This is a genomic window from Flavobacterium sp. SLB02, from assembly GCF_009664855.1.
Taxonomy (GTDB): Bacteria; Bacteroidota; Bacteroidia; order Flavobacteriales; family Flavobacteriaceae; genus Flavobacterium.
This window is the reverse complement of record NZ_CP045928.1, coordinates 5,432,366-5,456,698: the sequence shown is the minus strand read 5'-3', so window position 1 is coordinate 5,456,698 and position 24,333 is coordinate 5,432,366. Positions and strand designations below refer to the sequence as shown.

At 34.5% G+C, this 24,333-nt stretch carries 23 protein-coding genes; 8 read left to right on the top strand and 15 right to left on the bottom strand.

Going from position 1 to position 24,333, the window contains the following annotated elements:
* Positions 1 to 86: 86 nt before the first annotated feature.
* Together GIY83_RS20690 and GIY83_RS20685 are read right to left on the bottom strand one after the other, a co-directional pair.
* Positions 87 to 836 carry a LytTR family DNA-binding domain-containing protein gene (locus tag GIY83_RS20690; protein WP_194617933.1) on the bottom strand — a complete coding sequence of 250 codons (750 nt, stop codon included), beginning with the start codon at positions 834 to 836 and terminating at the stop codon, positions 87 to 89.
* On the bottom strand, positions 833 to 2,656 hold the full coding sequence (locus GIY83_RS20685) for a histidine kinase (protein ID WP_194617934.1): 1,824 nt from the start codon (positions 2,654 to 2,656) through the stop codon (positions 833 to 835). The genes GIY83_RS20690 and GIY83_RS20685 overlap by 4 nt, the downstream gene beginning before the upstream one ends.
* Positions 2,657 to 2,803: 147 nt before the next feature.
* Between GIY83_RS20685 and GIY83_RS20680 the strand changes: the two genes are divergently transcribed.
* The 4 genes from GIY83_RS20680 (at position 2,804) to GIY83_RS20665 (ending at position 7,380) form a co-directional block, all read left to right on the top strand.
* Complete coding sequence (locus tag GIY83_RS20680; RefSeq protein ID WP_208683223.1) at positions 2,804 to 3,958, top strand: SIMPL domain-containing protein; 1,155 nt, start codon at positions 2,804 to 2,806, stop codon at positions 3,956 to 3,958.
* The gene (locus GIY83_RS20675) at positions 3,876 to 5,036 is read left to right on the top strand and encodes a VWA domain-containing protein (RefSeq protein WP_208683222.1); all 1,161 of its coding nucleotides are present in this window, start codon (positions 3,876 to 3,878) and stop codon (positions 5,034 to 5,036) included. The genes GIY83_RS20680 and GIY83_RS20675 overlap by 83 nt, the downstream gene beginning before the upstream one ends.
* Positions 5,037 to 5,051: 15 nt before the next feature.
* The gene (locus GIY83_RS20670; protein WP_208683220.1) at positions 5,052 to 5,675 is read left to right on the top strand and encodes a murein L,D-transpeptidase catalytic domain-containing protein; all 624 of its coding nucleotides are present in this window, start codon (positions 5,052 to 5,054) and stop codon (positions 5,673 to 5,675) included.
* 67 nt (positions 5,676 to 5,742) lie between these two features.
* Positions 5,743 to 7,380, top strand: coding sequence for a DUF4139 domain-containing protein (locus GIY83_RS20665; RefSeq protein ID WP_208683218.1), 1,638 nt, complete (start codon positions 5,743 to 5,745; stop codon positions 7,378 to 7,380).
* Positions 7,381 to 7,469: 89 nt separating this feature from the next.
* Here the strand turns inward: GIY83_RS20665 and GIY83_RS20660 are convergent, their stop codons facing one another.
* The 4 genes from GIY83_RS20660 to GIY83_RS20645 form a co-directional block, all read right to left on the bottom strand.
* On the bottom strand, positions 7,470 to 8,507 hold the full coding sequence (locus tag GIY83_RS20660) for an aldo/keto reductase (RefSeq protein WP_194617939.1): 1,038 nt from the start codon (positions 8,505 to 8,507) through the stop codon (positions 7,470 to 7,472).
* A gap of 139 nt (positions 8,508 to 8,646) precedes the next feature.
* Positions 8,647 to 8,877, bottom strand: coding sequence for a hypothetical protein (locus tag GIY83_RS20655; protein ID WP_208683215.1), 231 nt, complete (start codon positions 8,875 to 8,877; stop codon positions 8,647 to 8,649).
* Positions 8,878 to 9,212: 335 nt separating this feature from the next.
* Entirely contained in the window at positions 9,213 to 10,157 is a 945-nt protein-coding gene (locus GIY83_RS20650; protein ID WP_208683213.1) for an OmpA family protein, read from the bottom strand.
* A 254-nt stretch (positions 10,158 to 10,411) separates the two neighbouring features.
* Positions 10,412 to 11,173, bottom strand: a complete 762-nt coding sequence (locus GIY83_RS20645) for an exodeoxyribonuclease III (protein WP_208683211.1) — start codon at positions 11,171 to 11,173, stop codon at positions 10,412 to 10,414.
* Positions 11,174 to 11,290: 117 nt separating this feature from the next.
* Between GIY83_RS20645 and GIY83_RS20640 the strand changes: the two genes are divergently transcribed.
* Entirely contained in the window at positions 11,291 to 13,093 is a 1,803-nt protein-coding gene (locus GIY83_RS20640) for a lysophospholipid acyltransferase family protein (RefSeq protein WP_194617943.1), read from the top strand.
* A gap of 63 nt (positions 13,094 to 13,156) precedes the next feature.
* Here GIY83_RS20640 and GIY83_RS20635 read toward each other — a convergent pair whose 3' ends face one another.
* The 3 genes from GIY83_RS20635 to GIY83_RS20625 form a co-directional block, all read right to left on the bottom strand.
* Complete coding sequence (locus tag GIY83_RS20635; RefSeq protein ID WP_208683209.1) at positions 13,157 to 13,621, bottom strand: DUF2752 domain-containing protein; 465 nt, start codon at positions 13,619 to 13,621, stop codon at positions 13,157 to 13,159.
* Complete coding sequence (locus GIY83_RS20630) at positions 13,596 to 13,979, bottom strand: DUF4234 domain-containing protein (RefSeq protein ID WP_194617946.1); 384 nt, start codon at positions 13,977 to 13,979, stop codon at positions 13,596 to 13,598. The genes GIY83_RS20635 and GIY83_RS20630 overlap by 26 nt, the downstream gene beginning before the upstream one ends.
* 182 nt (positions 13,980 to 14,161) lie before the next feature.
* On the bottom strand, positions 14,162 to 15,109 hold the full coding sequence (locus tag GIY83_RS20625; RefSeq protein WP_208683207.1) for a 2-hydroxyacid dehydrogenase: 948 nt from the start codon (positions 15,107 to 15,109) through the stop codon (positions 14,162 to 14,164).
* Between the two features lie 257 nt (positions 15,110 to 15,366).
* On the opposite strand from GIY83_RS20625, the gene nhaA reads away from it, so the two are divergent.
* The 3 genes from nhaA (at position 15,367) to GIY83_RS25185 (ending at position 17,492) form a co-directional block, all read left to right on the top strand.
* A complete protein-coding gene (nhaA, locus tag GIY83_RS20620; RefSeq protein ID WP_208683205.1) occupies positions 15,367 to 16,512 on the top strand; it encodes a Na+/H+ antiporter NhaA in 1,146 nt (381 codons plus the stop codon).
* 4 nt (positions 16,513 to 16,516) lie between these two features.
* Positions 16,517 to 17,059 (top strand): hypothetical protein, encoded by a 543-nt coding sequence (locus GIY83_RS20615; RefSeq protein WP_208683203.1) that lies wholly within the window; start codon positions 16,517 to 16,519, stop codon positions 17,057 to 17,059.
* Positions 17,060 to 17,201: 142 nt separating this feature from the next.
* The gene (locus GIY83_RS25185; RefSeq protein ID WP_208683201.1) at positions 17,202 to 17,492 is read left to right on the top strand and encodes a cytochrome c; all 291 of its coding nucleotides are present in this window, start codon (positions 17,202 to 17,204) and stop codon (positions 17,490 to 17,492) included.
* A 179-nt stretch (positions 17,493 to 17,671) separates the two neighbouring features.
* Here GIY83_RS25185 and proC read toward each other — a convergent pair whose 3' ends face one another.
* The 6 genes from proC to lgt all read right to left on the bottom strand — a co-directional run bounded on the left by proC (position 17,672) and on the right by lgt (position 24,254).
* Positions 17,672 to 18,448, bottom strand: coding sequence for a pyrroline-5-carboxylate reductase (proC, locus tag GIY83_RS20605; protein WP_194617951.1), 777 nt, complete (start codon positions 18,446 to 18,448; stop codon positions 17,672 to 17,674).
* Between the two features lie 100 nt (positions 18,449 to 18,548).
* On the bottom strand, positions 18,549 to 19,898 hold the full coding sequence (gene mgtE / locus GIY83_RS20600; protein ID WP_194617952.1) for a magnesium transporter: 1,350 nt from the start codon (positions 19,896 to 19,898) through the stop codon (positions 18,549 to 18,551).
* The gene (gene rsmA / locus GIY83_RS20595; RefSeq protein ID WP_083692330.1) at positions 19,882 to 20,667 is read right to left on the bottom strand and encodes a 16S rRNA (adenine(1518)-N(6)/adenine(1519)-N(6))-dimethyltransferase RsmA; all 786 of its coding nucleotides are present in this window, start codon (positions 20,665 to 20,667) and stop codon (positions 19,882 to 19,884) included. The genes mgtE and rsmA overlap by 17 nt, the downstream gene beginning before the upstream one ends.
* Before the next feature lie 376 nt (positions 20,668 to 21,043).
* Positions 21,044 to 21,355 (bottom strand): DUF4286 family protein, encoded by a 312-nt coding sequence (locus GIY83_RS20590; protein ID WP_194617953.1) that lies wholly within the window; start codon positions 21,353 to 21,355, stop codon positions 21,044 to 21,046.
* A gap of 115 nt (positions 21,356 to 21,470) precedes the next feature.
* Positions 21,471 to 23,252, bottom strand: coding sequence for a tetratricopeptide repeat protein (locus GIY83_RS20585; RefSeq protein WP_194617954.1), 1,782 nt, complete (start codon positions 23,250 to 23,252; stop codon positions 21,471 to 21,473).
* Between the two features lie 183 nt (positions 23,253 to 23,435).
* Positions 23,436 to 24,254 carry a prolipoprotein diacylglyceryl transferase gene (gene lgt / locus GIY83_RS20580; protein ID WP_208683200.1) on the bottom strand — a complete coding sequence of 273 codons (819 nt, stop codon included), beginning with the start codon at positions 24,252 to 24,254 and terminating at the stop codon, positions 23,436 to 23,438.
* Positions 24,255 to 24,333: the final 79 nt, after the last annotated feature.

The following is a 24,333-nucleotide window of genomic DNA, read 5'->3' as shown; positions in this document are numbered from 1 at the left end:
CAAGGCGCGCTAAGATTTCTTTAAGTTGTGAAATAAAAACCTTTGCGAACTCTGCGTAAAACCTTGCGAACTTTGCGGTTAGAAAACTACTTAAAGTTCTTTAGAAAATCTTCTTTATAAGTAGGCGACACTTCGATTTCGGCTCCGTCGTTTAGCGTTACAATTCCGCCTTTATTGTATGATTTCACACAATTCATATTAATGATATGAGATTTATGAACCCGGATAAAAGGCAAAGGCAAAATTTCTGAAAAGTGTTTCAAAAACCGGCAAACCATTTTCTTGTTTCCATTATTCAAATACAAATCAGTGAAATTTCCATTTCCGCGCAAGCGAACTATTTCTTCCATTTTTACCACTTCAAAACCTTCCAGCGTTGGTAAGATTACCTGTTGTTTCTCTGGTTTTGATTCATGAAAGTTCTCAACGATAATTTTATTTCTGTTAAAAATCTCATGATTCATAATTTGATGCTGCACTTTATTTACCGCAACAATCAATTCTTCGATACTAATGGGTTTTAGCAAATAATAGGCCGCACTTTGGTTTAATGCTTTTAGCGAATATTCAGAAAATGCTGTGGCAAATATAGTTTCGAATTGCAGATCTTTACACGCTTCAAGAACATCAAAAGCGTTCCCAAAAGGCATTTCGACATCAAGAAAAACCAATTGAGGCTGAATTTCATGCAGCAAAGGGACAGCTTCTTTTATATTCTGCGCCTCACCTACAACTTCAACCTGCGGACAATATTTACTCAAATAATTTTTGAGTACTTCGCGCGCCGCCAATTCATCCTCGACAATTACACTTTTTATCTTCTGAAATGTCATCATATTTTATCAATTAATGGAAAAACAATCTGAACAATTGTTCCGGATTCCGGCAAAGCTTTCTCTTTAATTTCAAAAGTAATATTCTTTTTATACAATTCATTCAGCAACCCAATTCGTTCATTGGTATTATTAAGGCCACGCGATTCATGTACTTTCTGGTTGCTTGTTTTCAGTTCCTTGCTTTTGGCTAAACCAATTCCGTTATCATCAATAATTACGACAACTTTACCATCAACAAACTGAAATTGAAGCTGTAGAAAACCTTTTTTGTCGAGATAACGTAAACCGTGCCAAATTGCATTTTCTAAATGAGGCTGAATAATCATATTGGGTACAAAAACACTCTCGGCATCCAGCTTTTCATCAACAGTAATTTCAAAATCAAACTTATCCTGAAAACGCAAATGTTCCAGATCCAGGTATTTTTTTAATTGCTCGACTTCTTTATCCAGCGAAATAAAATCTTTGTTCGAATTTTCCATCATATCCCGCATCAGGTTCGAATACGAAGTCAGGTATTTATTGGCTTCCAGTTCTTTGTTTTCAGAAATAAACTGGTTGACACTATTCAGACTATTAAAAATAAAATGCGGATTCATCTCGCGTCGTAACGATTGCAAAGCGATTTCTTTGTTCTTGATTTTTATAGCATACAAAGCTTTTACAATAAAGGCGAACAAGAGCAAAAGCAATAAAATTGATCCTAAAAGAAAATAATTGAAGGTATTTTTCTTGGTAATTAATTCATCTTTTAATGATTTTTCTTTTTCAAGCTGACGTATTTTACCTTCTGTAACCTGAAAAGTTTTTGCATTAATCAAAGTCGTATCAGAATGAATTAACTCATCAAAATTTTGAAAGAATTGCTCATAAAGAGCCATACTCTCTTTTTCATTCCCGTTAGATTTATAATATTTTGCAAGGGCTGATAAAGTATTTTTGGCTTCCGCCGAATTTCCTTTTTTAGACGCTAAATCATACGCTTCTTTCAATGAAACTAAAGCTTTCTTTGGTTCTTCTTTTTTAAAATAAAGTGTTGCCAGCGATTGCAATTGCTTGATCTGAGTATTAAAGTCTTGTTTGGTTACGGCTTCTGCCAATAGTTTTTGATTGATTCCAATTGCTTTTTCAAACTGATTGTCTGAGGCGTAAACATTGGCAATTTCATTCTTAATTTTAATTACAGATTCCGGTTTGTCTTTTGCGTAAACGAGTGCATTTTTATAGCTTTCTATTGCAACACTTTTATCTTTTAGGTCTAATGAATTTTGAGCTTTCTGAACATATGCTTCTGTAACTTCCTGACTTTTCTTTTCCTTTTTCAGCAATTCAATATTAGAATCTACATAATTGGTCTGACTGGCAGGATTTGACTGATTTTTAAGTCGGTTGGCATCGTTTAAGTTGATCTTTTCTTCAGAAACATCTTTTGCTAATGCACCTGCAACTTCGTAATTTTTAATGGCCGAGTTAAAGTTTTTTTGACTTTCCTGTACTTTGGCCAAACTACGCGTTACACGGATTTTATCTTCAGTCCTTTTTAATTTGGTGTAACTGTTTAATGCCCTCTTAAAATATTCCTCGGCTTTGGCATTATCACCATTATTCAAAAATTCGTTGGCCAATTTTTCATAATTCACGGCAATTTTCGATTCATTATTTTCATCCAATGAAACAGATAAATCTTCTGCCGCCTTACTGATTTTGACCTGCTTGCTTTTTTCGGCTTTAGGCACAGGAATTTCCTGCGCTATTGTTTGTTGCGGAAACAATAGCACTGCATAAAGCATACTAAAAATAATTAACCAATGACGTTTCACAAATAAGTTGTTTTGAAAATGTAAAGTAACTTAATTTCAAATTCCTATCCTATATTTTTCACCAAGTCAAAAGACCCGTTGACCCATTCTTCCAAAAATACGTTTTTTCGATCAATACATTTGATTATCAATTTAAAAACTATAATCATGAAAAAACTATTCTTTACATTCTTAACAACACTATTTTCTTCCTTTATAATGGCACAGGCTTCCGGAAATATCAATTATCAACATCAGCAATCTTATAACAACAATACGATTGATATAAATTTCCCTTCAAATACCGATATTATTGTAAGTGTAAAAGGGCTTGCAAATGTTAAGGCAGACGCCTATACGGCAATTTTCAGCATTACTCAAACCGGCAAAACAACTAAGGAAGTGAATGAATTAATGGACCAAAGAATTACGCAGTCATTAAACGAAATTAAAGTTAAAAAAGGAGTTGAAACTTTTGTCGACATGATTTCTTTTGTTCCGGTTTACCAATACGAAACAGAGAAAAAAGTGTTTAATCGAAAGACTTATAATGAAGTTCCCGCAGGATTTGAACTCAAGAAAAACATTCATATAAAATTCGCTGATCCTGCTCAGCTTAATGAATTTATTTCGATTTTATCCAATTATGAAATATACGATTTGGTACGGGTTGATTATTTCTCGAATGCATTAGAAACCCTCAAAAAAGAAATGACAAACAAAGCAAAACTTCTTATTCAGGAAAAATTAAAAAACTATCAGGAATTGCTGGGAGAAACATTTACAAATGCTGAGAAAAAAATCACTGATGATTTCATTATAAACGTACCCGTAGAAATGTATAAATCGTATGAAGCCTACAATAGTTCTTCTTTAAACTTAAAAAAGGCAAACATTAATCAAATCAACAAATCGGTTACACTTTATTGCCAGCCGATACTTAATAAAGATTTTGATTTTGTAATTAATTCAACTGTTTTAGAACCTGTTATTCAAATACAATATGAAATTAAAATTGCGATTAACAGAGAAAAGAAACCGGTTTTAAAAACAGACAAAGAATTTATTCTGGTGACTCCAAACGGTGATTTAAAAAACCTGAATATCAATACAACGAAACAAAAACTAATTGCACAGCATCATTTCACCAAGTCAAAATACCGTTTCACCCTTTCTGTAAAAAATGAGGTCTTTAAGTTTTTAAATTTGATCTGTAATCAACAATTAAAAACTCGAAATCATGAAATCAAATCTATTTATCTCAGCACTTTTGGTCACTACAATCTCTTTGGTAAGTTTTACTTCTTCGAATGCAAATTCTAAAAAGAATACTGTAATCGAAAAACCAGTAGTAACAGAAAACACCAAGATACAGGTAGCGCTTTTACTGGACACCTCGGGCAGTATGGATGGTTTGATAGACCAGGCAAAATCCAGGCTTTGGAACATTGTAAATACGCTGACCACTTTAAAATATGACGGAAAAACACCTGATATCGAAATCGCATTATATGAATATGGAAATGACGGATTATCTCAAAAATCGAATTACATAAGACAAATAGCGCCTCTTTCGACAGATCTGGATTTGATTTCTGAAAAACTGTTTGCCCTAAGTACAAATGGAGGCAGTGAATATTGCGGAGCTGTTATTCAGGACGCTACCAAAAAATTGAAATGGGCGAAAGACAACAACAATATGAAGCTGATTTATATTTCCGGAAATGAAGAATTCAATCAGGGCGGGATTAATTATAAAGAAGCTATTAGCGATGCTTTAAAAAATGGCATTTATGTGAATACTATTTATTGCGGAGATAAAACTCAAGGCATACGCGAACTATGGAAAAATGGTGCAGATTACGGAAAAGGGAAATATTTTAATATTGATTCTAATGAATCTGTACGATACATTGCCACACCTTATGATGATGAAATTACAAAGTGCAATGAAAAAATCAACAACACCTACATTAGTTATGGGGCCAAAGGTTCTGCTAAAAAAATGAATCAGGAAGCGCAGGATAAAAATGCACAAAAAGTTTCGGCCTCAAATTATGCTGAACGTGCGGTGAGCAAATCAAAAGCGGTTTATAAAAATGAAAGCTGGGATTTGGTCGACAAAGTCAAAGAGGACAAAACGGCTATTTCTAAAATTAAAAAAGAAGAATTACCAAAAGAACTTCAGAATAAATCTGAAGCCGAGATCAAAACAATTGTCGAGCAAAAAACGAAAGAGAGAGCTACAATCCAGAAAGAAATTGGCGAATTGGGCAAAAAACGTCAGCAGTTTATTGATGCCGAAACTAAAAAAACCAAGAAACAAGATGATTTGGGAAATGCCATCAACACATCGATCGTGGGCTTTGCAAAACTAAAAGGTTATACAGTGGAGAAATAAAATCAAGCGGTAATCATGAAAAAGAAAATTTTCCTTTTGCTGCTGTCCAGCATTTTTGGTCTGAGTTTTGCATGTATGAACAAGAAAGAAGAATCGATAAGTATTAAAAGTTCAAAACCGGTTTACTCCTACGAAGAGAAGCTAAAAAGTGAGATCACTGAAATCAGGAGTTTTTTGGGGAAAACGCCTAAATACAATTCAGATGTTGTTTTCTTTTTAGACATGAAGATTGAATCTGGAAAAAACCGGTTTTTTATTTACGATTTAAAACACAACAAACTACTCGATAAAGGTCTGGTCGGACATGGTTCCGGATCAGAAACAGGAACTCCGGGAAAATTGAAATTTAGCAATGTAAAGAATTCGAATTGCAGCTCTTTAGGCAAATATGCCATTGGCGGTTCCTATTCGGGAAGATTTGGCAAAGCCTATAAATTATATGGTTTAGACCAAACCAATAGCAATGCTTTCGACCGCAATATAGTACTTCACAAATATATTGACGTTCCGTTTGACGAGCAAATTAATCCTATTTGTAACAGTTTGGGATGCCCAATGGTAAATGAAAAGTTTTTTAGGATCATCGAAAAAAAGATTGATAATTCTAAAAAGACAATCATTTTAGTAATTTATTATTAAGTTAAACCAACCTTAGGGCCATTTTTGTTATCTATAATTTTATAATAACACTTTAAATTATAAACTCATGATTAAAAAACAAGCCACATTGCTCTTATTGCTAATAAGCACGTTTGTATTGGCACAAAAGCCAATTTTTACTACTGCCAAAGTAAAATCAGCAACAGTATATTTTAATGCCGCCGAATTATCTCAAACTGCAACTGCAACACTTCCGGCTGGTGCGAGCGAAATTGTAATCAAAAACGTAGCGGTGAATTTAAATGAAAATTCTGTGCAAATTGGTGCGCCATCAAACGTAACAGTTCTTTCGGTTCAGTTTACCAACAATTATATTTCAGAATATGAAGCCGATTCTAAATCGCCTGCACTAAAAATAGTAAGGGACAGTATCGTTTTGGTTCAGAAGGAAATTCAGAAAGTGCATAATACGATTAATTCAGAAAACAAAACGATCCAGCTTTTAGATAAAAACCAACAGATTTCGGGAGTAAATTCAGGCTTGAACGTAACCGAATTAATGAAAATGGTTGATTATTATAAAAACAAGCAAATTGAGATTGCCAACAATATCAATACTCTTACAGAGAAACAGACAAAGCTGAATGAAACGCTTCGAAAATTGAATAATAAGCTGGAAATAAACGCAAATAAAGAAGAGAAAACATCATCAGGAAAACTAATCTTACAGGTGATGAATCAAACTGCCGGAGTAATTCCGTTCGACATTTCTTATCTAACGGATAATGCAACCTGGACACCTTTTTATGATTTGCGTGCCGAAAGCGTTACATCGCCAATTAATATGATGTACAAAGCACAAGTGGTTCAGAACACGGGTATTGACTGGAAAAAAGTAAAACTGACTTTATCAAGCGGACAGCCTAATCAAAATAATCAGGCACCAATATTAAGTTCTTGGTTTTTAGCCAATCAAACCTATGGGCAAGTGACTACTACTGCTTATGGATTGAGCAAAAGAAATCAGATTCAGGGAAGTATTGCAAAAGTTTCAAGAGAAGCAGAAAAATCTATGGATATGGCTGCTCCTGTAATGATGGAATCATCAGTTTCTAATTATACTACTGTTGCAGAAAACCAACTGAATGTTTCGTTTGATATTGATATCCCCTATGATATTTTATCGAATGGAAAAATACACAGTGTTTCATTAAAAGAAATTAAATTACCTGCAACTTATAAATATTATGCAGTTCCACGAGTAGAGAATGAAGCATTTTTGTTGGCCGAAATTGCAGATTACAGTAAGTATAATTTACTAAGAGGTGAAGCTAATATTATTTTTGAAGGGATGTATGTTGGTAAAACTTTCATAGAACCTAATCAAACCAGTGATACTTTGAATCTGAGCATGGGGCGTGATAAAAAGGTTTCGATAAAACGCGAAAAAGTCGCTGATAAATCAGGAACTAAGTTTTTATCTACTAAAAAAGAACAAACTTTTACTTTTGATATTACCGTGAGAAACAATAAAAAAGAAGCGGTCGAATTGTTATTGAAAGATCAATACCCATTAAGTACCAACAAAGAAATTGAGGTAGAATTATTGCAAACCGACGGTGCAAAAGTAAATGCCGAAACCGGAATAATAACCTGGCAATTGCAGCTGAAACCAAATGAAAACAAGAAATTCAGAATTAGTTATAAAGTCAGATATCCTAAAGATCAGAATTTGAATTTATAAGAAAATAGAATTTAAACACGAATTCCACTAATTCTCACGGATTGCTCTGTGTTTATTAGTGGAATTTGTGTTTAATCTAAAAACTCTAATTAAGGAGCCGGATCAGGAATTATCGCCTGAACTGCAGCAATCTCGGTTAAAATTTCTTTTGACAAGAACACATCTATAGTGTCGATATTTTCTTTTAGTTGTTCCATTGTCGTCGCACCAATAATCGCACTGGTTAAAAACGGTTGTTGCAAAACAAATCCCATTGCCAGTTCTGTCAATGTCAGGCCGTGTTTTTTTGCAATTTCCTGATACAATCTTGTTGCTTGGGTACATTGATCACTATTATAACGCGTGTATTGCGGGAAAAGATTGATTCTCGCATTTGGATGTGCTTCTCCGGTTAAAAATTTACCCGTTAAAACTCCAAAAGCTAAAGGAGAATATGCCAGTAAACCTACATTTTCGTATTTAGAAATTTCGGCAGAACCTACTTCAAAAAGACGATTCAATAAGTTATACGGATTTTGAACGGTTTTGATTCTTGGCAGGTCTTGATATTTGCTTTCTTCCAGAAAACGCATCATTCCCCACGCATTTTCGTTAGAAACCCCAATGTGTTTGATTTTACCTTCTTTGATTAATCCGTTAAAAGTTTCCAGAATTTCTCTAAAATTATCTTCCCATTCGGCATCGTGATCTTTAAAACCGCGTTGTCCAAAATAATTTGTTGGTCTTTCCGGCCAATGCATTTGGTACAAATCGATATAATCTGTCTGAAGACGTGTTAAACTATTTTCTAAAGCATATTTAATGCTTTCCGGAGAGAAATCTACTTTCTCACGCATGTAGGTAAAATTAGGGTTTGGTCCCGCAATTTTAGAGGCCAAAACCACTTTTTCGCGATTTCCGGTTTTCTTGAACCAGGTTCCTATGATCTTCTCGGTACTTCCGTAAGTGGCTTCGTTTGCAGGAACCGAATACATCTCGGCAGTATCAAAAAAATTAATACCTCTTTCGAGTGCATAATCCATTTGTTGATGTCCTTCTGCTTCGGTGTTTTGCTGCCCGAAAGTCATTGTTCCGAGGTTTATTTTACTAACTTTTATGTCGGTGTTGGGTAGTGTGGTATACTTCATTTCTTTTGAGTTTCTAAGTTGCTGAGTGACTAAGATTCTAAGTTTACAGCTTTTGAATTATAAAACTCAAAGATACGACGGGATTTTTCAAATGAAAATTGTACAAAAGTTAAAAAAAGGATAAGAATATGAATTCCATCTAATCATTATCCCAATCTAGCATTTCTTTCTCTAAATCTTCTTTCGAAATTATCCTATTGTGTTTTATATCTTCCAAACCCAATTCTACTTTTTGATGATATTCTACCCATAATAAATTATTCTTTTCAACAAGATTTGGATCAACAAATATCATATCTTTCTTTTTTAAACATCTCATAACTTTTACTTTTATTTCTTCTATAGATATAGTCCCTAACGGGACAATCATTTAGACGATTCTTCTCTTCTACTACCAACATCTAACTCCTAACGGAGTATTCTTAAAATTATTTTTCTTTAAGACAAATTGCGACAAAACCAAAACATTTTAAGCCTTAAAAATATCTCGAAGAGATTAAATATTGGTAGAAAAAATAATACAAACGAATATTTGTCCCGTTAGGGACTACATTATATAAAATGAATAATCTATTTTTCATTTCTTACAAGGTTTTCAAAACCTTGCAAGAAATACTAGAAACCAAAAAAGGCCCAAAGTAAAACTTTGAACCTTTTTAATCTTAAAAAAAACTTAGCAACTTAGCCTCTCAGAGACTTAACAACTTAATTAATACTATTCAACATCTCAGCGATTTCATCTAATCTTGGTGTTAGGATGATTTCGATTCTGCGGTTTTTAGCTTTTCCTTCCGGGGTAGCATTACTCGCTAGCGGAGAAAACTCGCTACGACCTGCTGCTGTTAGTTTTTGTTTATTGATTTTAGCGTTTTCACTTAAAATATTTACAATTGCTGTAGCTCTTTTTGTAGATAAATCCCAGTTGTTTGCAATTGGTCCAGAACCTGCATACGGATCATCATCAGTATGACCTTCGATAAGAACCGAAAGATCAGGATTGTCTCCTAATACTTTTCCTAATTCTACAACGGCTTTTCTACCTTCGGTTCCAACGGCCCAGCTTCCTGAATTGAAAAGCAATTTGTTTTCCATAGAAACATATACTTTTCCGTTTTTTTGTTCTACTGTAAGACCTTTACCTTCAAAACCATTTAAGGCTTTAGACAAAGTTTCTTTTAGTTTTTTCATTGCTGCTTCTTTAGCTGCAATCATAGCTTCAAGTTCGTTTAAGCGACTTGCTGTTTTATCCAGACTTGCTTGTTCTTCGGCTAGTTTTTTTGATTTTGCTTCTAATTGTGCCAGCAATTCACGGTTTTTAGCCATGTTTTTCTCTAATGCATCGTTGCTGTTTTTCTCTAGTGCGTTGTATGAATCCTGCAAAACTTTGAATTTGTTTTGTGCTGCGGCAAGATCTGCTTTTTGTTTGGCAAGATCATCTTTTTTGCTGGCCAGATCTTTTGTTAGTTTATCACGTTCTAATTCTAATTCGTTTTTTGCTTTTTGTAAATCGGCATTTTGATCAGCGATTGAACGGTTTTCTTTTTTAAGATCTGAATATTTTGTTTCAAGATCGTTGTAAATTTTCTTGGATACGCATGAAGTCATAGACATAGCTACAACTATTAGTCCGATGGAGGCCTTTTTAATCATATTACTTTTTGGTTTTTATTTTTGGGGCGCATTAATAATTCAAAATTTCTTGTTTTACGGAGAGCCCTAGCCCTGATGGGAACGCCATCCTTTTGTGGTGGGGTTCACCACAAAAATATAGTGGACAGCAGGAAATAGCTCCTTAAAATTAAAATTCCAATCCAGAAGCCTCGGGATAAATTTCAAATTGCAAAATAGCTAAATAATGCTCGTCCCTAAACTCGCTATTCTCTCAACAAGAACAGTACCAAACTTTACTCGATTTCTACTAAAACCGGGCAGTGATCTGAATGTACTGCATCTGGAAGAATTACGGCACGTTTTAATCTGTGTTGCAAAGAATCGCTTACCAAATTGTAATCGATACGCCAGCCTTTGTTATTTCCTCTGGCTCCGGCGCGGTAACTCCACCATGAATAATGATGCGGATCTTTATTGAAATGACGGAAACTATCAACAAAACCTGATTTCATAAAGCCATCAAGCCAGGCGCGTTCTGCAGGTAAAAATCCTGAAACAGTTTTGTTACGAACGGGATCATGAATATCGATGGCTTCGTGGCAAATATTATAATCGCCACAAATAATTAAATTAGGTATTGTTAGCTTTAGCTCGTTAATATAAGTTTGAAAGTCATCCATAAACATAAATTTATGGTCTAATCTCTCAATATTGGTTCCAGACGGAAGGTATAAACTCATTACTGAACAATCGTCGAAATCGGCACGAAGGTTACGTCCTTCAAAATCCATGTGCTGAATGCCGGTTCCGTAAACCACATTATTGGGTTTTATTTTAGATAAAATAGCCACTCCGCTATACCCTTTTTTGGTAGCCGGATAATAATATTGATATGGGTAACCTGCAGCAGTAATATCGTTTACGGGAATTTGTTCTTCGGTTGCTTTTATTTCCTGAAGACAAATAACATCAGGATTAGCCTGTTGCAACCATTCGATGAAGCCTTTAGTTATTGCGGCACGTATTCCGTTTACATTATAAGAAATAATTTTCATTAGTGTTTTTTTTGGATTTCAAATGTAATAAAAAAGTGGAAAGTTTGTGTTTGAAACAACGAAAAGTAGACTTTTTTGTTATCTTTGTTCGCTGCTCTAATAAATTAAAAATAGTACATGGGTTTAGTTACCGCGAAAGAAGTTGCAAAGGCAATAAATGTTGAAAAGTACGGAGTTCTTGGTACTTTTTCAGGCTGGATTCTTATGAAGGTCCTTAAAATTTCTACCCTTAATAAAATTTACGATCATAATAAACATTTAGAAGACGTTGCGTTTTTGAACGGAGTATTGGATGAATTGCAAATTAAATTCGAAATTCCGGAAGAAGATTTAAAACGTTTACCTAAAGATGGTGCTTATATTACCATTTCAAATCACCCGCTTGGAGGAATTGATGGTATATTGCTATTGAAATTAATGCTCGAAAGAGAACCAAATTTCAAGATCATTGCCAACTTTTTATTACACCGAATTGTTCCGCTTAAAAAATACATCATGCCGGTGAATCCTTTTGAGAATCATAAGGATGCTAAATCGAGCGTAGTGGGAATTAAAGAAACGTTGCGTCATTTAAGTGATGGAAAACCTTTGGGGATTTTCCCTGCCGGGGAAGTTTCAACCTACAGAGATGGGAAATTAGTTGTAGATAAACCCTGGGAAGAAGGCGCTCTAAAATTGATTAGAAAAGCCAAAGTTCCGGTTGTACCTATTTATTTTCATGCTAAAAACAGCCGATTATTCTATTGGCTTTCTAAAATTGATGATACTTTACGAACTGCAAAATTACCATCGGAATTGCTTACGCAGAAAGACCGTGTAATTAAAGTTCGTATTGGAAAACCAATTTCTGTAAACGAACAAAACGAGTTTGAATCGTTTGAAGATTACTCGGAGTTTTTAAGAAAGAAGACTTATATGCTTGCCAATCCTTTCGAAAAGGACCATAAATTACTGGACACGGCGAGTTTAAAAATACCAAAAGCACCTAAAAAAATCGTAACGCCTGCGAGTGAGTCAAAAATGATTGACGAGGTGAATATGTTAAGAAATAGTGATTGCCGTTTATTGCAAAGTAAAAACTACGAAGTATTTTTTGCAAGGGCGAAATCTATCCCGAACATTCTCCACGAAATTGGCCGTTTGCGTGAAATCACTTTTCGTGAGGTGGGCGAAGGAACAAATGAATCTATCGACTTAGATCAGTTTGACCAATATTATCACCATATGTTTTTATGGGATGAAGACACTAAAAAAATTGCAGGCGCTTATCGTATGGGACTGGGTTCTGAAATTTACCCTAAGTACGGAATTGAAGGTTTTTATTTGAATGATTTATTTAGATTCGAACCTGAATTGCACGACATGATGCACAAATCGATCGAAATGGGTCGTGCGTTTATCATTAAGGAATATCAGCAAAAACCAATGCCATTGTTCTTGTTATGGAAAGGTATTATTCATACTACTTTGCGTTATCCTGAACATAAATATTTATTGGGCGGCGTGAGTATCAGTAATCAATTCTCTGACTTTTCGAAATCACTGATGATTGAGTTCATGAAGTCGAATTATTATGATCCTTATATTGCGCAGTACATTCACCCTAAGAAAGCGTATAAGGTAAAACTAAAAGACGCTGACAAAGATTTTATCTTTGATGAAGCAGAATCTGACTTAAACAAATTCGATAAAATCATTGATGAATTAGAACCAGGGAATTTACGTTTACCGGTTTTAATTAAAAAATACATCAAGCAAAATGCGCGTGTTGTAGCTTTCAACGTCGATCCTTTGTTTAACAATGCCGTAGATGGTTTAATGTACATAAGAATCGCAGATATTCCAGAAAGCACTATGAAACCGGTTATCGAAGAGTTTCAGATAGAACTGGAGCGTAAATTATCTGAAAAAGAAGATTAGTTTCAAATTTGATATAAAATAAAAAAACTCATAAGCCTCGGCTTATGAGTTTTTTTTTATGTTTTAAAACCAAATCGACTGATGTAATATATCATCAAAAGAATTATTCCTAACAAATAACACTAATCGTATCAAATGATAAAAGGCTAGAAAATAAGCCATATTATAGGCTAATTTTCGATTGTATAAAAGGCCTGTAAAATATTCTTTTTTGGCAATAATTTCTGTGGTTAGTATAATGATAGTCAACCAGCAAAATACAATCACAAAAGGTCCTAAAATATGATAACTAACGCTTTTATAAATATCTCCCTGATAAAAATACACTAACGATTTTGTTATACCACAACCCGGACAAGGAAATCCGGTCACCATCTTGAAAGGACAAAACGACTGATCTGTCTCTAAATGGTCATTGTGATTGTTGAGCATTAAGAAAAACGGAATTATCAGTGTAATTGCTGCACCGATAATTCCGTAAACTTTACGCTTTACTCTGCTATTATTTGTATAATCTGTTGATATCACCTTGTACAATCATTGCTGCTGCCATAGGAAAGAAAAGACCTAAAACAATTAATAAAGTAGACTGATCTTTTTGAAGTTCACCTGTTTTTTCATAAACTTTTGGCAATGCATCTTTACCAGCTAAGTAATAAAAATAAATATTTACCGGCATACAACATCCTGCAAAAATTGCAATAGGCTGCGAAATAACTTCTCTTTTAGCTACAGCATTAAAAACTTCTGCAACTTTAATATTCCAATAAATTAAATATAAACCGCAAGTTAAAAATCCAAAAACCAATACCATTATGGGATCTACTTTGAATACCGGAATTTGCTCATTAAAATCATTAGACGTCTCTTGAAAATTGTTTTCCATTTTTATTTATTAAAATTAATTGGTTAGTTCCTACTCTTTGGATTTTCGGCTACTCCTTATTTAGAAACAATATTATTAAAAATTAACTTTAAAAACTAATAATCACCTGAAAATTGTACAGAAAAAACTCGTTATAAAACTCTAAAAATTATACAAGGCTTGTGAGCTCTTTTTTGCTCAGCTTACTTTGAATACACTGCCTTAATTTTATCGACAATAACCTGCGCCAAACGTTCATGACTTTCAAAAGTCCATCCCGCAATATGAGGCGTCAGCAAAGCATTTTTAGCTTCTAATAAATACTGAAATGCTTCGGGAGTATTTTTATCCTGAAACAAGGTTTCAAAAGATAATTTCTCATATTCTAAAACATCCAGACCTGCGCCCAAAATCTTTTTCGCCTTCATTGCTTCGACCAAATCTGCCGTAACGATATTTTTACCACGTGAAGTATTTATGATCCAAAATGGCTTTGCAAATGCATTTATAAAATCAGTATTTACCATTTTATCCGTTTCAGGAGTCCACGGAAGGTGCAAACTCAAAACATCTGCTTTTTGCTGTAATTCCTGTAGCGAAACTTGTTGGGCATTTTCGTCACCAATATTTTCTAAAATATCATGAAAAATAACATCGACTTCAAAACCACGAAGTTTTTTAGCGAAAGCTTTTCCCATATTTCCGTAACCGATAATCCCCACCGTTTTGCCATTTAATTCATGACCGCGATTGCTTTCACGATTCCAGTGTCCGGCCTTTATCTCGGCGTCGGCCTGATTCAAATTATTAAATAACGATAAAATTACACCCAATGAATGCTCTGCAACAGCGTTGCGATTACCTTCGGGCGCAGCAATTAAATGAATCCCTTTTGCCTCAGCATAATCACAATCGATACTTTCTAAACCCGCGCCAACTCTGGCAATAAACTGTAAATTGGTTGCCTTGTCTAAAAAAGTTTTATCAATTTTAAAACGGCTACGAATTACGATTCCGTTATAATCCTGAATTTTGGCTTCGATTTCTTCTTTAGAAGATTTAAAATCGGCGTGGTTTTCAAAACCGGCATCTTCTAATTGTTGCCAAAGAATTGGGTTATTGCTGTCGATATGCAGAATTTTTATGCTCATTGTATTATATTTTATAAAGCAAAAATACAGCTTATTCTTTATTAAAGTTTACCGTTTATATTAATCTCGCAAAGTCACAAAATCGCAAAGAAAATGATTGACAAAAAAGACATTTTACAAAATCAAACCAGGCATGTATTGAAGACAATAAGCTTAAAATTTTTTATTGGCAGGATTTTTTTTAACTTTGAAAATGCAAAGACTCAGCGATTTTAGCTGAATATATATCTTTCTAAATTCACACAACTCCCTCCACAATGAAACTAACCAAGACCTTTAAAGCCTTTTTTGACAACGAAAAATCAGGAGGATTACTCTTACTATTTGTTACGATTATATCTCTTTACCTGGCCAATTCTTCTTTTCAAACAGAATATATTGCCTTTTGGGAAAAAGACTTAGGCGGGCATTCGATCACACACTGGATTAACGATGGATTAATGACCATTTTCTTCTTATTAATTGGCCTGGAATTAGAACGCGAAATCTACCATGGTGAACTATCAAGTATAAAAAACGCTTCGTTACCAATTATGGCAGCATTTGGCGGAATGTTAGTTCCTGCCGCTATTTTCCTGGCTTTAAATTTTGGAACTGCAACGCAAAACGGAGCAGGAATTCCTATGGCGACTGATATCGCGTTTGCCATTGGGATTTTATCTCTTTTAGGAAAAAGAGTTCCAGCGTCATTAAAAGTGTTTTTAACTGCTTTGGCGGTTATCGATGATCTTGGAGCGATTATCGTTATTGCTATATTTTACACCACCTCAATTGCATTTGTAAATCTTGCCATTGCTTTAGGAATATGGATTTTCTTGTTTATTTTGAATCGAATGAAAATTCATAACCTGATTCCTTATTTAATTGGAGGAATTGTAATGTGGTATTTTATGCTTAATTCGGGAGTTCACGCTACCATTACGGGTGTTATTCTGGCATTTGTAATTCCGTTTGGAGATGGCGGAGAACAATCTTCTTCATATAAACTGCAGCATTTTTTACATAAACCTGTTGCTTTTGTTATTTTACCGCTATTTGCTATCGCCAATACATGCATTGCTATAGAATCTGACTGGCATCAGGGACTAAATCATCCTAATACATATGGAATTATTTTAGGTTTAGTAATAGGAAAACCGTTAGGGATTTTACTTTTTTCTTCGATTGGAGTAAGTGCTGGTTTGTGCGCTTTGCCCAAAAGTCTAAAATGGGCACATATTCTGGGCGCGGGAATGTTAGGCGGAATTGGTTTTACAATGTCAATTTTTATCACGCTTCTGGCTTTTAAAGATCCCGAGGTTATCGTTTTTTCTAAAATTGCCATCCTTATCGCATCCGTACTTTCCGGAATATTTGGATTTGTTTATTTGAAATATACCCTGACAAGAAATAAAACTTCTTGATTTTATGAATTCGATATCTAAAATCACAGCTGTATTCGTACTTGCATTCCTGGTTTTGGCCTGCAATAATAAGCCAAAACCTGCAGTTGAAAAAGATCCCTCTACATCAAAAGTTTCGCTTCAAACGAACACAAATGAAGAAGTGATCGAAGGTTTATATGAAACACAGCCTGAATCGGACAATAACGATGAATGTAAAATTTCGATAACCATAACCAAAACTAAAACTGGTTATAGTTATGCTTTAAAAACGAAACTTCGACAATTAAAAGGTATCGCTAATTTAACCACCAACGAATCCGGAGAAAAAATTATCGTTTTAGAAGGCATAGAATGGGATGAATACGAAGGAGATATTAGCCGTGAAGAAGACAATGATTCTATAGCTGATTCAGAAACAACTTCTCAACAATTGGATATTCCGGTAGGAATTAGCGCCAGTTATACTAAAGACACTCTCACGATTCAGAATTATGGTAACGCCATGAATTCTTATACTAAACTTTCAGAATGTGGGAGGAAGTATATACAGCTTATTAAGAAATAAATTTTTTAAATTCCAAGTAACTAAAGCTGCAAATGAATAAAATCCGTCAAATACTTCTCTTTTCAGTTTTACTTATCACTGCACTTATCGATTTATATTCTATCACATAAAAACTTATGTTCCACCCGCTTTTGATTGCAGAATGCCCGTGCCTGCGTTTTGCGGAAATTCTGATTTAACAGAAAATGAAACAGAAGGAAAAGAGATTTTCAATTCAAATTGCGCAGCCTGTCATAAAAAAAATGCAAGATCTACCGGACCTGCATTGTATCAAATTGACTCATTAGTAATGAAAAAATGGTTAATGAATAAAAGAAACAAAATTGACAGTACTAAAATTGAACAATTTGGAATTGATTATCATAGGATTAAATTTTCCAAAGTTTTAAATAAAAAAGATATAAGCGATTTAATTGAATATTGTCATAATTAATAAATTCCAATTATTCGACAACTTGATTTCTATCAATATTTGACGAGTTTCTAGTACGACTTCTCCCTTCGCTCGAAGTGACAAACTATAACGATAAGCAGTATCTTAAAAACAAAAAAAAATCCCAAACCCCAACAAAGTTGGAATTTGGAATTTTAAATATTGTAATTTATTAAATCTTATCCCTTGATCTGTTTCAAAGAAGTCTTAATACCTTTTATCAAAGACGAACTAAAGCCATTGTGTTCCATTTCGTTCAATCCTACGATTGTGCAGCCCTGAGGCGTTGTTACACGGTCGATTAATTGTTCCGGATGTACTTTTTCCTCTAGCAACATTTTAGCCGCTCCTTTTACGGTTTGTGCCGCAATTGCCAAAGCGGTTTGAGAATCAAAACCTATTTCGATTCCGGCTTGCATCGACGCACGAATGTATCGTAACGCATAAGCTGTTCCGCAGGCACCCAAAACTGTTGCTGCATCCATTAACTTTTCGTCGATAACCGGAGCAGTTCCTAAATCCTGAAACAGGTCAACAATTGGCAATGCTTTTTCTCTGTCCTTTTCAGGGAAAGAGATACAAGTTGCCGATTCGCCAAACTGTGCCGCGATATTGGGCATAATACGAATTACCGGAAAAGCATTGTTTGTTTTTTCCTGAAGCATATCCAAAGACAAACCACTCACTGCCGAAGCAATGGTTTTTCCCGGAATTGCTGATAAAATTTCAGCAAAAACAGTATCCACCTGATAAGGTTTAATGGTTAAAATTACCACATCGGCCTCTTGAATATTATGTTTATTATCTGATGAAACCGTGATTCCGTACTCCGTTAAATATTGAATACTGGCGATGTTTCTTCTTGTAACTGTGACTTGATTATTTTTGGAGAATTTAGCAATTCCCAAGGCTATAGAAACCCCAAGATTCCCTCCTCCTATGATATGTACTTTCATTGCTTATTTATTGGCTGGTTAATAGCGAATTTTTCAGCCACAAATTACACAGATTTTAGAGATGTTAAATCACTGCATTCTATTAATTTGTTGCAAAAACTTAGAACCCAAGAATCAGTTTGGCTACTCCAAAATAGAGCATAATTCCAAATACATCATTGGTTGTGGTAATAAACGGACCCGTCGCGATTGCGGGGTCAATTTTGTTTTTATGTAAAAATAACGGTACCAGGGTTCCTAAAGTCGCAGCAAATAAAATTACTACAATCATCGAAATCGAAATCGCAATTCCCACTAAATATTGTTGGTACATTATAGAATGATACGCCAATAAAAGCAACGAAATAATAGTTCCTGAAATCATAGAAACGCTAATCTCTTTACTAAAATATCCTCTGCTAAATTCTTTTAATGTTCCGTTGGCCAAACCTTGCACCACAATCGCCGATGCCTGAACACCAATATTTCCAGCAGTTGCAGAAAGTAACGGAACGAAAATAATTAAGGTTGAATATTTTTGAAACGTAGCTTCGTTTCCTTTCAAGACAAAAGATGCTACAATTTCTATCACCATTCCTATTAAAAGCCATGGCAAACGTGCTTTGGTTAGTTCAAGAACACTATCGTTCGATTCTACGTCCTGCGTAATACCCGCCGCTAATTGGTAATCTTTATCAGCTTCGTCCTTAATTACGTCTACGATATCATCGATGGTAATTCTACCTACCAGGCGCCCTAGTTCATCTACCACCGGAATCGCCTCTAAATCGTATTTTTGCATGATACGTGCTACCTCAACATCTTCGGTATCTACGTTTACAAAGTTGAGTTTTCGAATATAAATATCAGAGATTTGTGTTTTGGTCGAAGTTGTGAGTAAATCTTTTAATGACAATCTTCCTTTTAGACGATTTTCGTCATCGACCACATAAATAGAATGCACTCTGGAAACGTTTTCTGCCTGAATACGCATTTCTTTTACGCAAGTTAATACGTTCCAGTTTTCGTTGACTTTCACCAACTCTTTTCCCATCAAACCACCGGCAGAATTTTCGTCGTAACGCAACAAATCAACAATGTCTTTTGCGTGTTCAACGTCGTTAAGCTCAGAGATTACTTCCGCTTTTATTTCCTGCGAAAGTTCACCAATAATATCGGCCGCATCATTTGTTTCAAGCTCATCAAGCTCTTCTGCAATTTCTTTAGGCGAAAGTCGGCTTAAGATGTTTTCACGCAAATCATCTTCCAGTTCCAGAAGAATTTCTGCCGTTTTATCACTATCTAAAACCTTAAAGATATAAGTTGCTTCGTCGAAATCCAGTTCATCCAGGATTTCGGCAATATCAGCATGGTGCAGATCATTCAATAAAACTTCAAGCTCTTTGTCGTTTTTACTAACGATATGCTCTTCTAACTGGTGGATTAATTCTTTGCTAACTTTGAACTCCATCGGCTTCTATTTTTTGAGTCAGAACAATAAATTCGTCTACGCTAAGCTGCTCCGGACGTTTATCAAAGATAGTGTCTAATCGCAATTCATCAGATAAATTTAATGTTTTCAAACTGTTACGTAATGTTTTTCGTCTTTGCTGAAAAGCCGTTTTTACTACTGTAAAAAACAACCTTTCTCCGCACGGAAGGCTATAATCTTCCTTTCGGGTCATTTTCATCACACCCGACTTGACCTTGGGCGGAGGAATAAAGACGTTTTCATCTACTGTAAACAGATACTCTGTATCATAGAAAGCCTGAGCCAGTACGGATAAGATTCCGTAAGCCTTTGAGCCTTTTTTCTCGCAAATTCTTTCAGCAACTTCTTTCTGGAACATCCCCGAAAATTCCGGAATCTGATGTTTGAATTCTAAAGTTCTAAAAACAATTTGCGTCGAAATATTATAAGGGAAATTTCCAATAATAGCGAATTGTTTATTTTCGTAAACCTCGTTTATATTGTATTTCAGGAAATCCTGAGAGATAATTTTATCTTTTAGTTTTGGATAATTTTCACCCAAATACACCACAGATTCACCATCGATCTCGATCACGTGCGTGTTAATTGGTTTGTCAAGCAAATACTTAGTCAACACACCCATCCCCGGTCCTATTTCTAAAACCTCATCATATCCTTTTAAACTCAACGTATCTGCAATTGCTTTGGCGATACTTTCGTCTTTCAGGAAGTGTTGTCCTAAATGTTTTTTGGCTTTTACTTTTTCCATTTTCTTTTTTATTAACCACAAAGGCACTAAGGTATTTTTGCCACGAAGACGCTAAGACACAAAGTTTTATTTTATTTCTGTTTTGCTCAATTTGCCACAAAGGCACGAAGGCACAAAGTTTTATTTTTTCTTTTCCAAATCAATTACAATCTGGAAATTATCTTTGTTTTTATCTACTTTATTCTCACAGGAAACCTGCTTATTCTTTCGCTTAAGCGTAAAAAACTATAAAATCTTTCAACTTTAGAAAACTTCAAAAAATCTTCTTGTTGCTGTTTATTACTTTCTTCTTTGGTTTGAAATCGAACTTCCATAATTTCCTATTTTTACCGAGACTGATACCGATAGCTATCGGGAGAGACTGAAAAACTTAATATTAATGCTCCGAAATCACTTCCAATTCTGTTCTGAAAGAAAGCATTTTGTCTGCAAATAAACTTAAAGCTTCCTGATGAAACTTTGGTTCATCTTCGATATAATATTGATCCAAAGTCTCTTTGCTATCTGTAACATATTGAACAGAATAGGTGATTCCGCCCATTTCTTCTTCGATCATAACCCTTACGATTCTTGCCGAAGAAAATTTATTAGTAGCCAGAATTTCCGGTATGTGTTTTTCCTGCATCCATTTTAACCATTGGTCATGCACGCTCTCATGTATATTGGTTGTAACGTTGTAAATAATCATTTTTTTAAAGTTTCTAAGATTCTGAGTCTCTAAGATTCTAAGCATTTTGTTAGACTCAAGATATCGTCATATTATAAATTCATTTTTTGCAATTTGGAATTTGCTTTTTGAAATTTTACAAATTCTTATCCCCTCTCAGCTCTCGGTATTTTTTTCTGGCATCAACAAAGTAAATACTATCCTGATGATTAAAAATTACCTTTTCATATAAAGGTTTTGCCTTTTCTGCATCTTTCAATTCGTCGTTGTAAATTTCTGCCGAAAAAAACAGCGCTTCATCTACATAAATTCCGTCACTATGATTGTCAATGATCTGTTGATATTGGCTTAAAGCCGAACTAAAATCTTTTTGACTTTCATAAATTTTACCTAAACGCAACAGTGTTACAGCTTCTATTTCTTGTCCTTTAAAGGCTTTTAAAATACTCTGAAACTGAGCAATTGCTTCCGGTTTCTTATTCTGATAGATCAAAAAATCACCTTTTGCAAATTGTTTTAATGCCGTTTGCGTCGAATCGGCAACAGTGTTGTCATTTATCAGTAAAAAATATTCTAGGGCATCATTGGCAATTAACTGCGTATTTGCCGCTTTCAGCTCTTTAAACTGTTTCAAAGCCCACTCAAAATCGCTTTTGTAATAACTTGTTTTTGCCGCTTTTAAACTTGCTTCATGCGCCATGACATCATTCTTTAAATCCAATTGAATTTGAGAATAATAAATCAGCGCCTGATTGAACTTTTCTTCTAAAAGCAAGATGTCGGCCAACTCCATTTTGGCATCTGCTTTTTGATAATCATTCAGATTTAATTCTAATGCTTTCTTAACAATTGCCCTTCCTTCTTCAGTCTTTTTAAGATTAAAAGCCAGGAAATGTGCCTGAATTATTTGCAAAGATAAGGTAAAAGGAGTTATTTCATAGGTTGCAAGCAATTGTTGTAACTCTGTATTGATAATTGGATAGTCTTTTTCCTGTGCTTTATCGATTTTAATTTGCATTAAATACGAATTCGTCTGAATCAATAAGTCTAAATCTTTGGTGTTTTGAAGTATGAAATTTAAGATTTCTGCAGCCGTATCAGTATCGTCTTCGTTCAAAGCAAACTGACTTAAATTGACAATGCTCGAAAGAGATTCAGGTTCGCGTTTGTAAATCGCTTTTTCCTGAATAAAGGCTTTTCCAAATTCTTTTTGCTGTACATAAAACCAGCTCAGATAATGATTCCAGAATACATCCTGATCTTTTTGAGTTCTTAAGATCAAAGCTTTACGCATGGCATCTTTAAAAGCGGTATTATCTGTTTCACCATTCATGAAACGGGATAATTGAGTTTGTATTAAATTGGCGTTTTGCGGATTATTATACGATTCTGTCAATAAAAGTTCAATCATCTGATCGGTCTTCCCTAACTGCCCGTACAACATCCCGATCTGGAAATTAAAATTATAATTGGGCTGAATCTGCATTGCTGTTTGATATGCTTTTAAGGCATATTCGAGCAATACTTTTTTCTCGAAAGAATTACCAATTCCGTAAACATCATTCGGACTTGTTTTGATTTTTTCTATAGCCTGCTCGTAGTAGTTTTTGGCTTTAGCTTCGTTTTTCTGTAATTGATAGTTATACCCCAACTCTACTAAAAAAACACCTTGTTTGTATCTGTTATAACGTTCCTGAATAACTTTTTGAGACAAATCAAATTGCTGCAGTTGCTGATAACAATCGATCGTTCTTAAAAAATATTGGGTATTGGATGGCGAAATTTTCAGCAGTTCTTCATAACTGATTTTAGCTTTTTCGAAATCACCTTTATCGTAGTAATATTGAGCCAATTGCTCGTTTTGCGAAAAAGCAAAAGCAGACCATAGTAAAACGATATAAATAAAGATGTTTTTCATAATTCAGTCTTTTTTTCAGTTTTCAGTCTCAGTTTTCAGTCTCAGTTTTCAGTATTCAGTATCAGTATTCAGTATCAGTGTTCAGCACAATTCACTGTAAACTGCGACTGTAAACTATGTTTCCGTCTCAGTGTTCAGCGCAATCCAAACTGTAAACTCCGACTGTGACTGTAAACTCATCAACTAAACCTCCTTCTTAGATTTCCAAATCATCAGGGCGATACCAATTAAAATAAAAGGAATACTTAATACTTGTCCCATATTAATAATCATATCATTTTCAAAGGCTTCCTGATTTTCTTTGAAAACTTCGATTACAAATCGGGCTACGAACATTAAAGTTAAGAAACATCCGAAGATAAACCCGTCTGCTTTTTTAAACTTTTCTGTTTTATAAAGATAAAGAACAATTGCGAAAATCAATAAATAAGCAAATGCTTCGTATAATTGTGTTGGATGTCTCGGGATCATATCATCTCTCTGAAAAACAACTCCCCAGTTTCCGTTTGTTGGTTTTCCGTAGATTTCAGAATTCATAAAATTCCCAAATCTGATAAAAGCACCTGTTACCGGAACTCCAATGGCCATTTTATCGAGCAACCATAAGAACTTAACTTTGTATTTTCGACAATATAAGATCATTGCGATCAAAACACCTATTGATCCTCCGTGACTTGCTAAACCCTGATAACCAACAAACTTATAAACTCCCGCTACTTTCTGAATTGGCAAAAGAATTTCTATAGGATGCTGTAAAAAATAAGAAGGCTCATAAAAAAAGCAATGCCCTAATCGTGCGCCTAAGATGGTACCAACGATTACATAAACCAATAAACTATCCAGATTATCTACTGATAGATGTTCTTTTTTATAAATATTTCTTACGATATAATATCCCAGTAAAAGTCCGATAGCAAAAAGAGCTCCATAATATTTTAAAGGAAAACTATCTGTTATCATGACAATAACCGGATCAACATTCCAGTTTAAAATTCCATTCATCTCTTGTTTTATTTTTGTTTTAGTACTTCGCTTAAATTAAGAAAACCTAACAGGTTTTAGAAACCTGTTAGGTTTAATC

Bases quoted from the DNA above. Each gene is read 5' to 3' on its own strand.
- GIY83_RS20690 (WP_194617933.1), bottom strand. From the start codon at position 836: ATGATGACATTTCAGAAGATAAAAAGTGTAATTGTCGAGGATGAATTG.
- GIY83_RS20680 (WP_208683223.1), top strand. From the start codon at position 2,804: ATGAAAAAACTATTCTTTACATTCTTAACAACACTATTTTCTTCCTTT.
- GIY83_RS20675 (WP_208683222.1), top strand. From the start codon at position 3,876: ATGAAATCAAATCTATTTATCTCAGCACTTTTGGTCACTACAATCTCT.
- GIY83_RS20670 (WP_208683220.1), top strand. From the start codon at position 5,052: ATGAAAAAGAAAATTTTCCTTTTGCTGCTGTCCAGCATTTTTGGTCTG.
- GIY83_RS20665 (WP_208683218.1), top strand. From the start codon at position 5,743: ATGATTAAAAAACAAGCCACATTGCTCTTATTGCTAATAAGCACGTTT.
- GIY83_RS20660 (WP_194617939.1), bottom strand. From the start codon at position 8,507: ATGAAGTATACCACACTACCCAACACCGACATAAAAGTTAGTAAAATA.
- GIY83_RS20655 (WP_208683215.1), bottom strand. From the start codon at position 8,877: ATGATTGTCCCGTTAGGGACTATATCTATAGAAGAAATAAAAGTAAAA.
- GIY83_RS20650 (WP_208683213.1), bottom strand. From the start codon at position 10,157: ATGATTAAAAAGGCCTCCATCGGACTAATAGTTGTAGCTATGTCTATG.
- GIY83_RS20645 (WP_208683211.1), bottom strand. From the start codon at position 11,173: ATGAAAATTATTTCTTATAATGTAAACGGAATACGTGCCGCAATAACT.
- GIY83_RS20640 (WP_194617943.1), top strand. From the start codon at position 11,291: ATGGGTTTAGTTACCGCGAAAGAAGTTGCAAAGGCAATAAATGTTGAA.
- GIY83_RS20630 (WP_194617946.1), bottom strand. From the start codon at position 13,979: ATGGAAAACAATTTTCAAGAGACGTCTAATGATTTTAATGAGCAAATT.
- GIY83_RS20625 (WP_208683207.1), bottom strand. From the start codon at position 15,109: ATGAGCATAAAAATTCTGCATATCGACAGCAATAACCCAATTCTTTGG.
- nhaA (WP_208683205.1), top strand. From the start codon at position 15,367: ATGAAACTAACCAAGACCTTTAAAGCCTTTTTTGACAACGAAAAATCA.
- GIY83_RS20615 (WP_208683203.1), top strand. From the start codon at position 16,517: ATGAATTCGATATCTAAAATCACAGCTGTATTCGTACTTGCATTCCTG.
- GIY83_RS25185 (WP_208683201.1), top strand. From the start codon at position 17,202: ATGCCCGTGCCTGCGTTTTGCGGAAATTCTGATTTAACAGAAAATGAA.
- proC (WP_194617951.1), bottom strand. From the start codon at position 18,448: ATGAAAGTACATATCATAGGAGGAGGGAATCTTGGGGTTTCTATAGCC.
- mgtE (WP_194617952.1), bottom strand. From the start codon at position 19,898: ATGGAGTTCAAAGTTAGCAAAGAATTAATCCACCAGTTAGAAGAGCAT.
- rsmA (WP_083692330.1), bottom strand. From the start codon at position 20,667: ATGGAAAAAGTAAAAGCCAAAAAACATTTAGGACAACACTTCCTGAAA.
- GIY83_RS20590 (WP_194617953.1), bottom strand. From the start codon at position 21,355: ATGATTATTTACAACGTTACAACCAATATACATGAGAGCGTGCATGAC.
- GIY83_RS20585 (WP_194617954.1), bottom strand. From the start codon at position 23,252: ATGAAAAACATCTTTATTTATATCGTTTTACTATGGTCTGCTTTTGCT.
- lgt (WP_208683200.1), bottom strand. From the start codon at position 24,254: ATGAATGGAATTTTAAACTGGAATGTTGATCCGGTTATTGTCATGATA.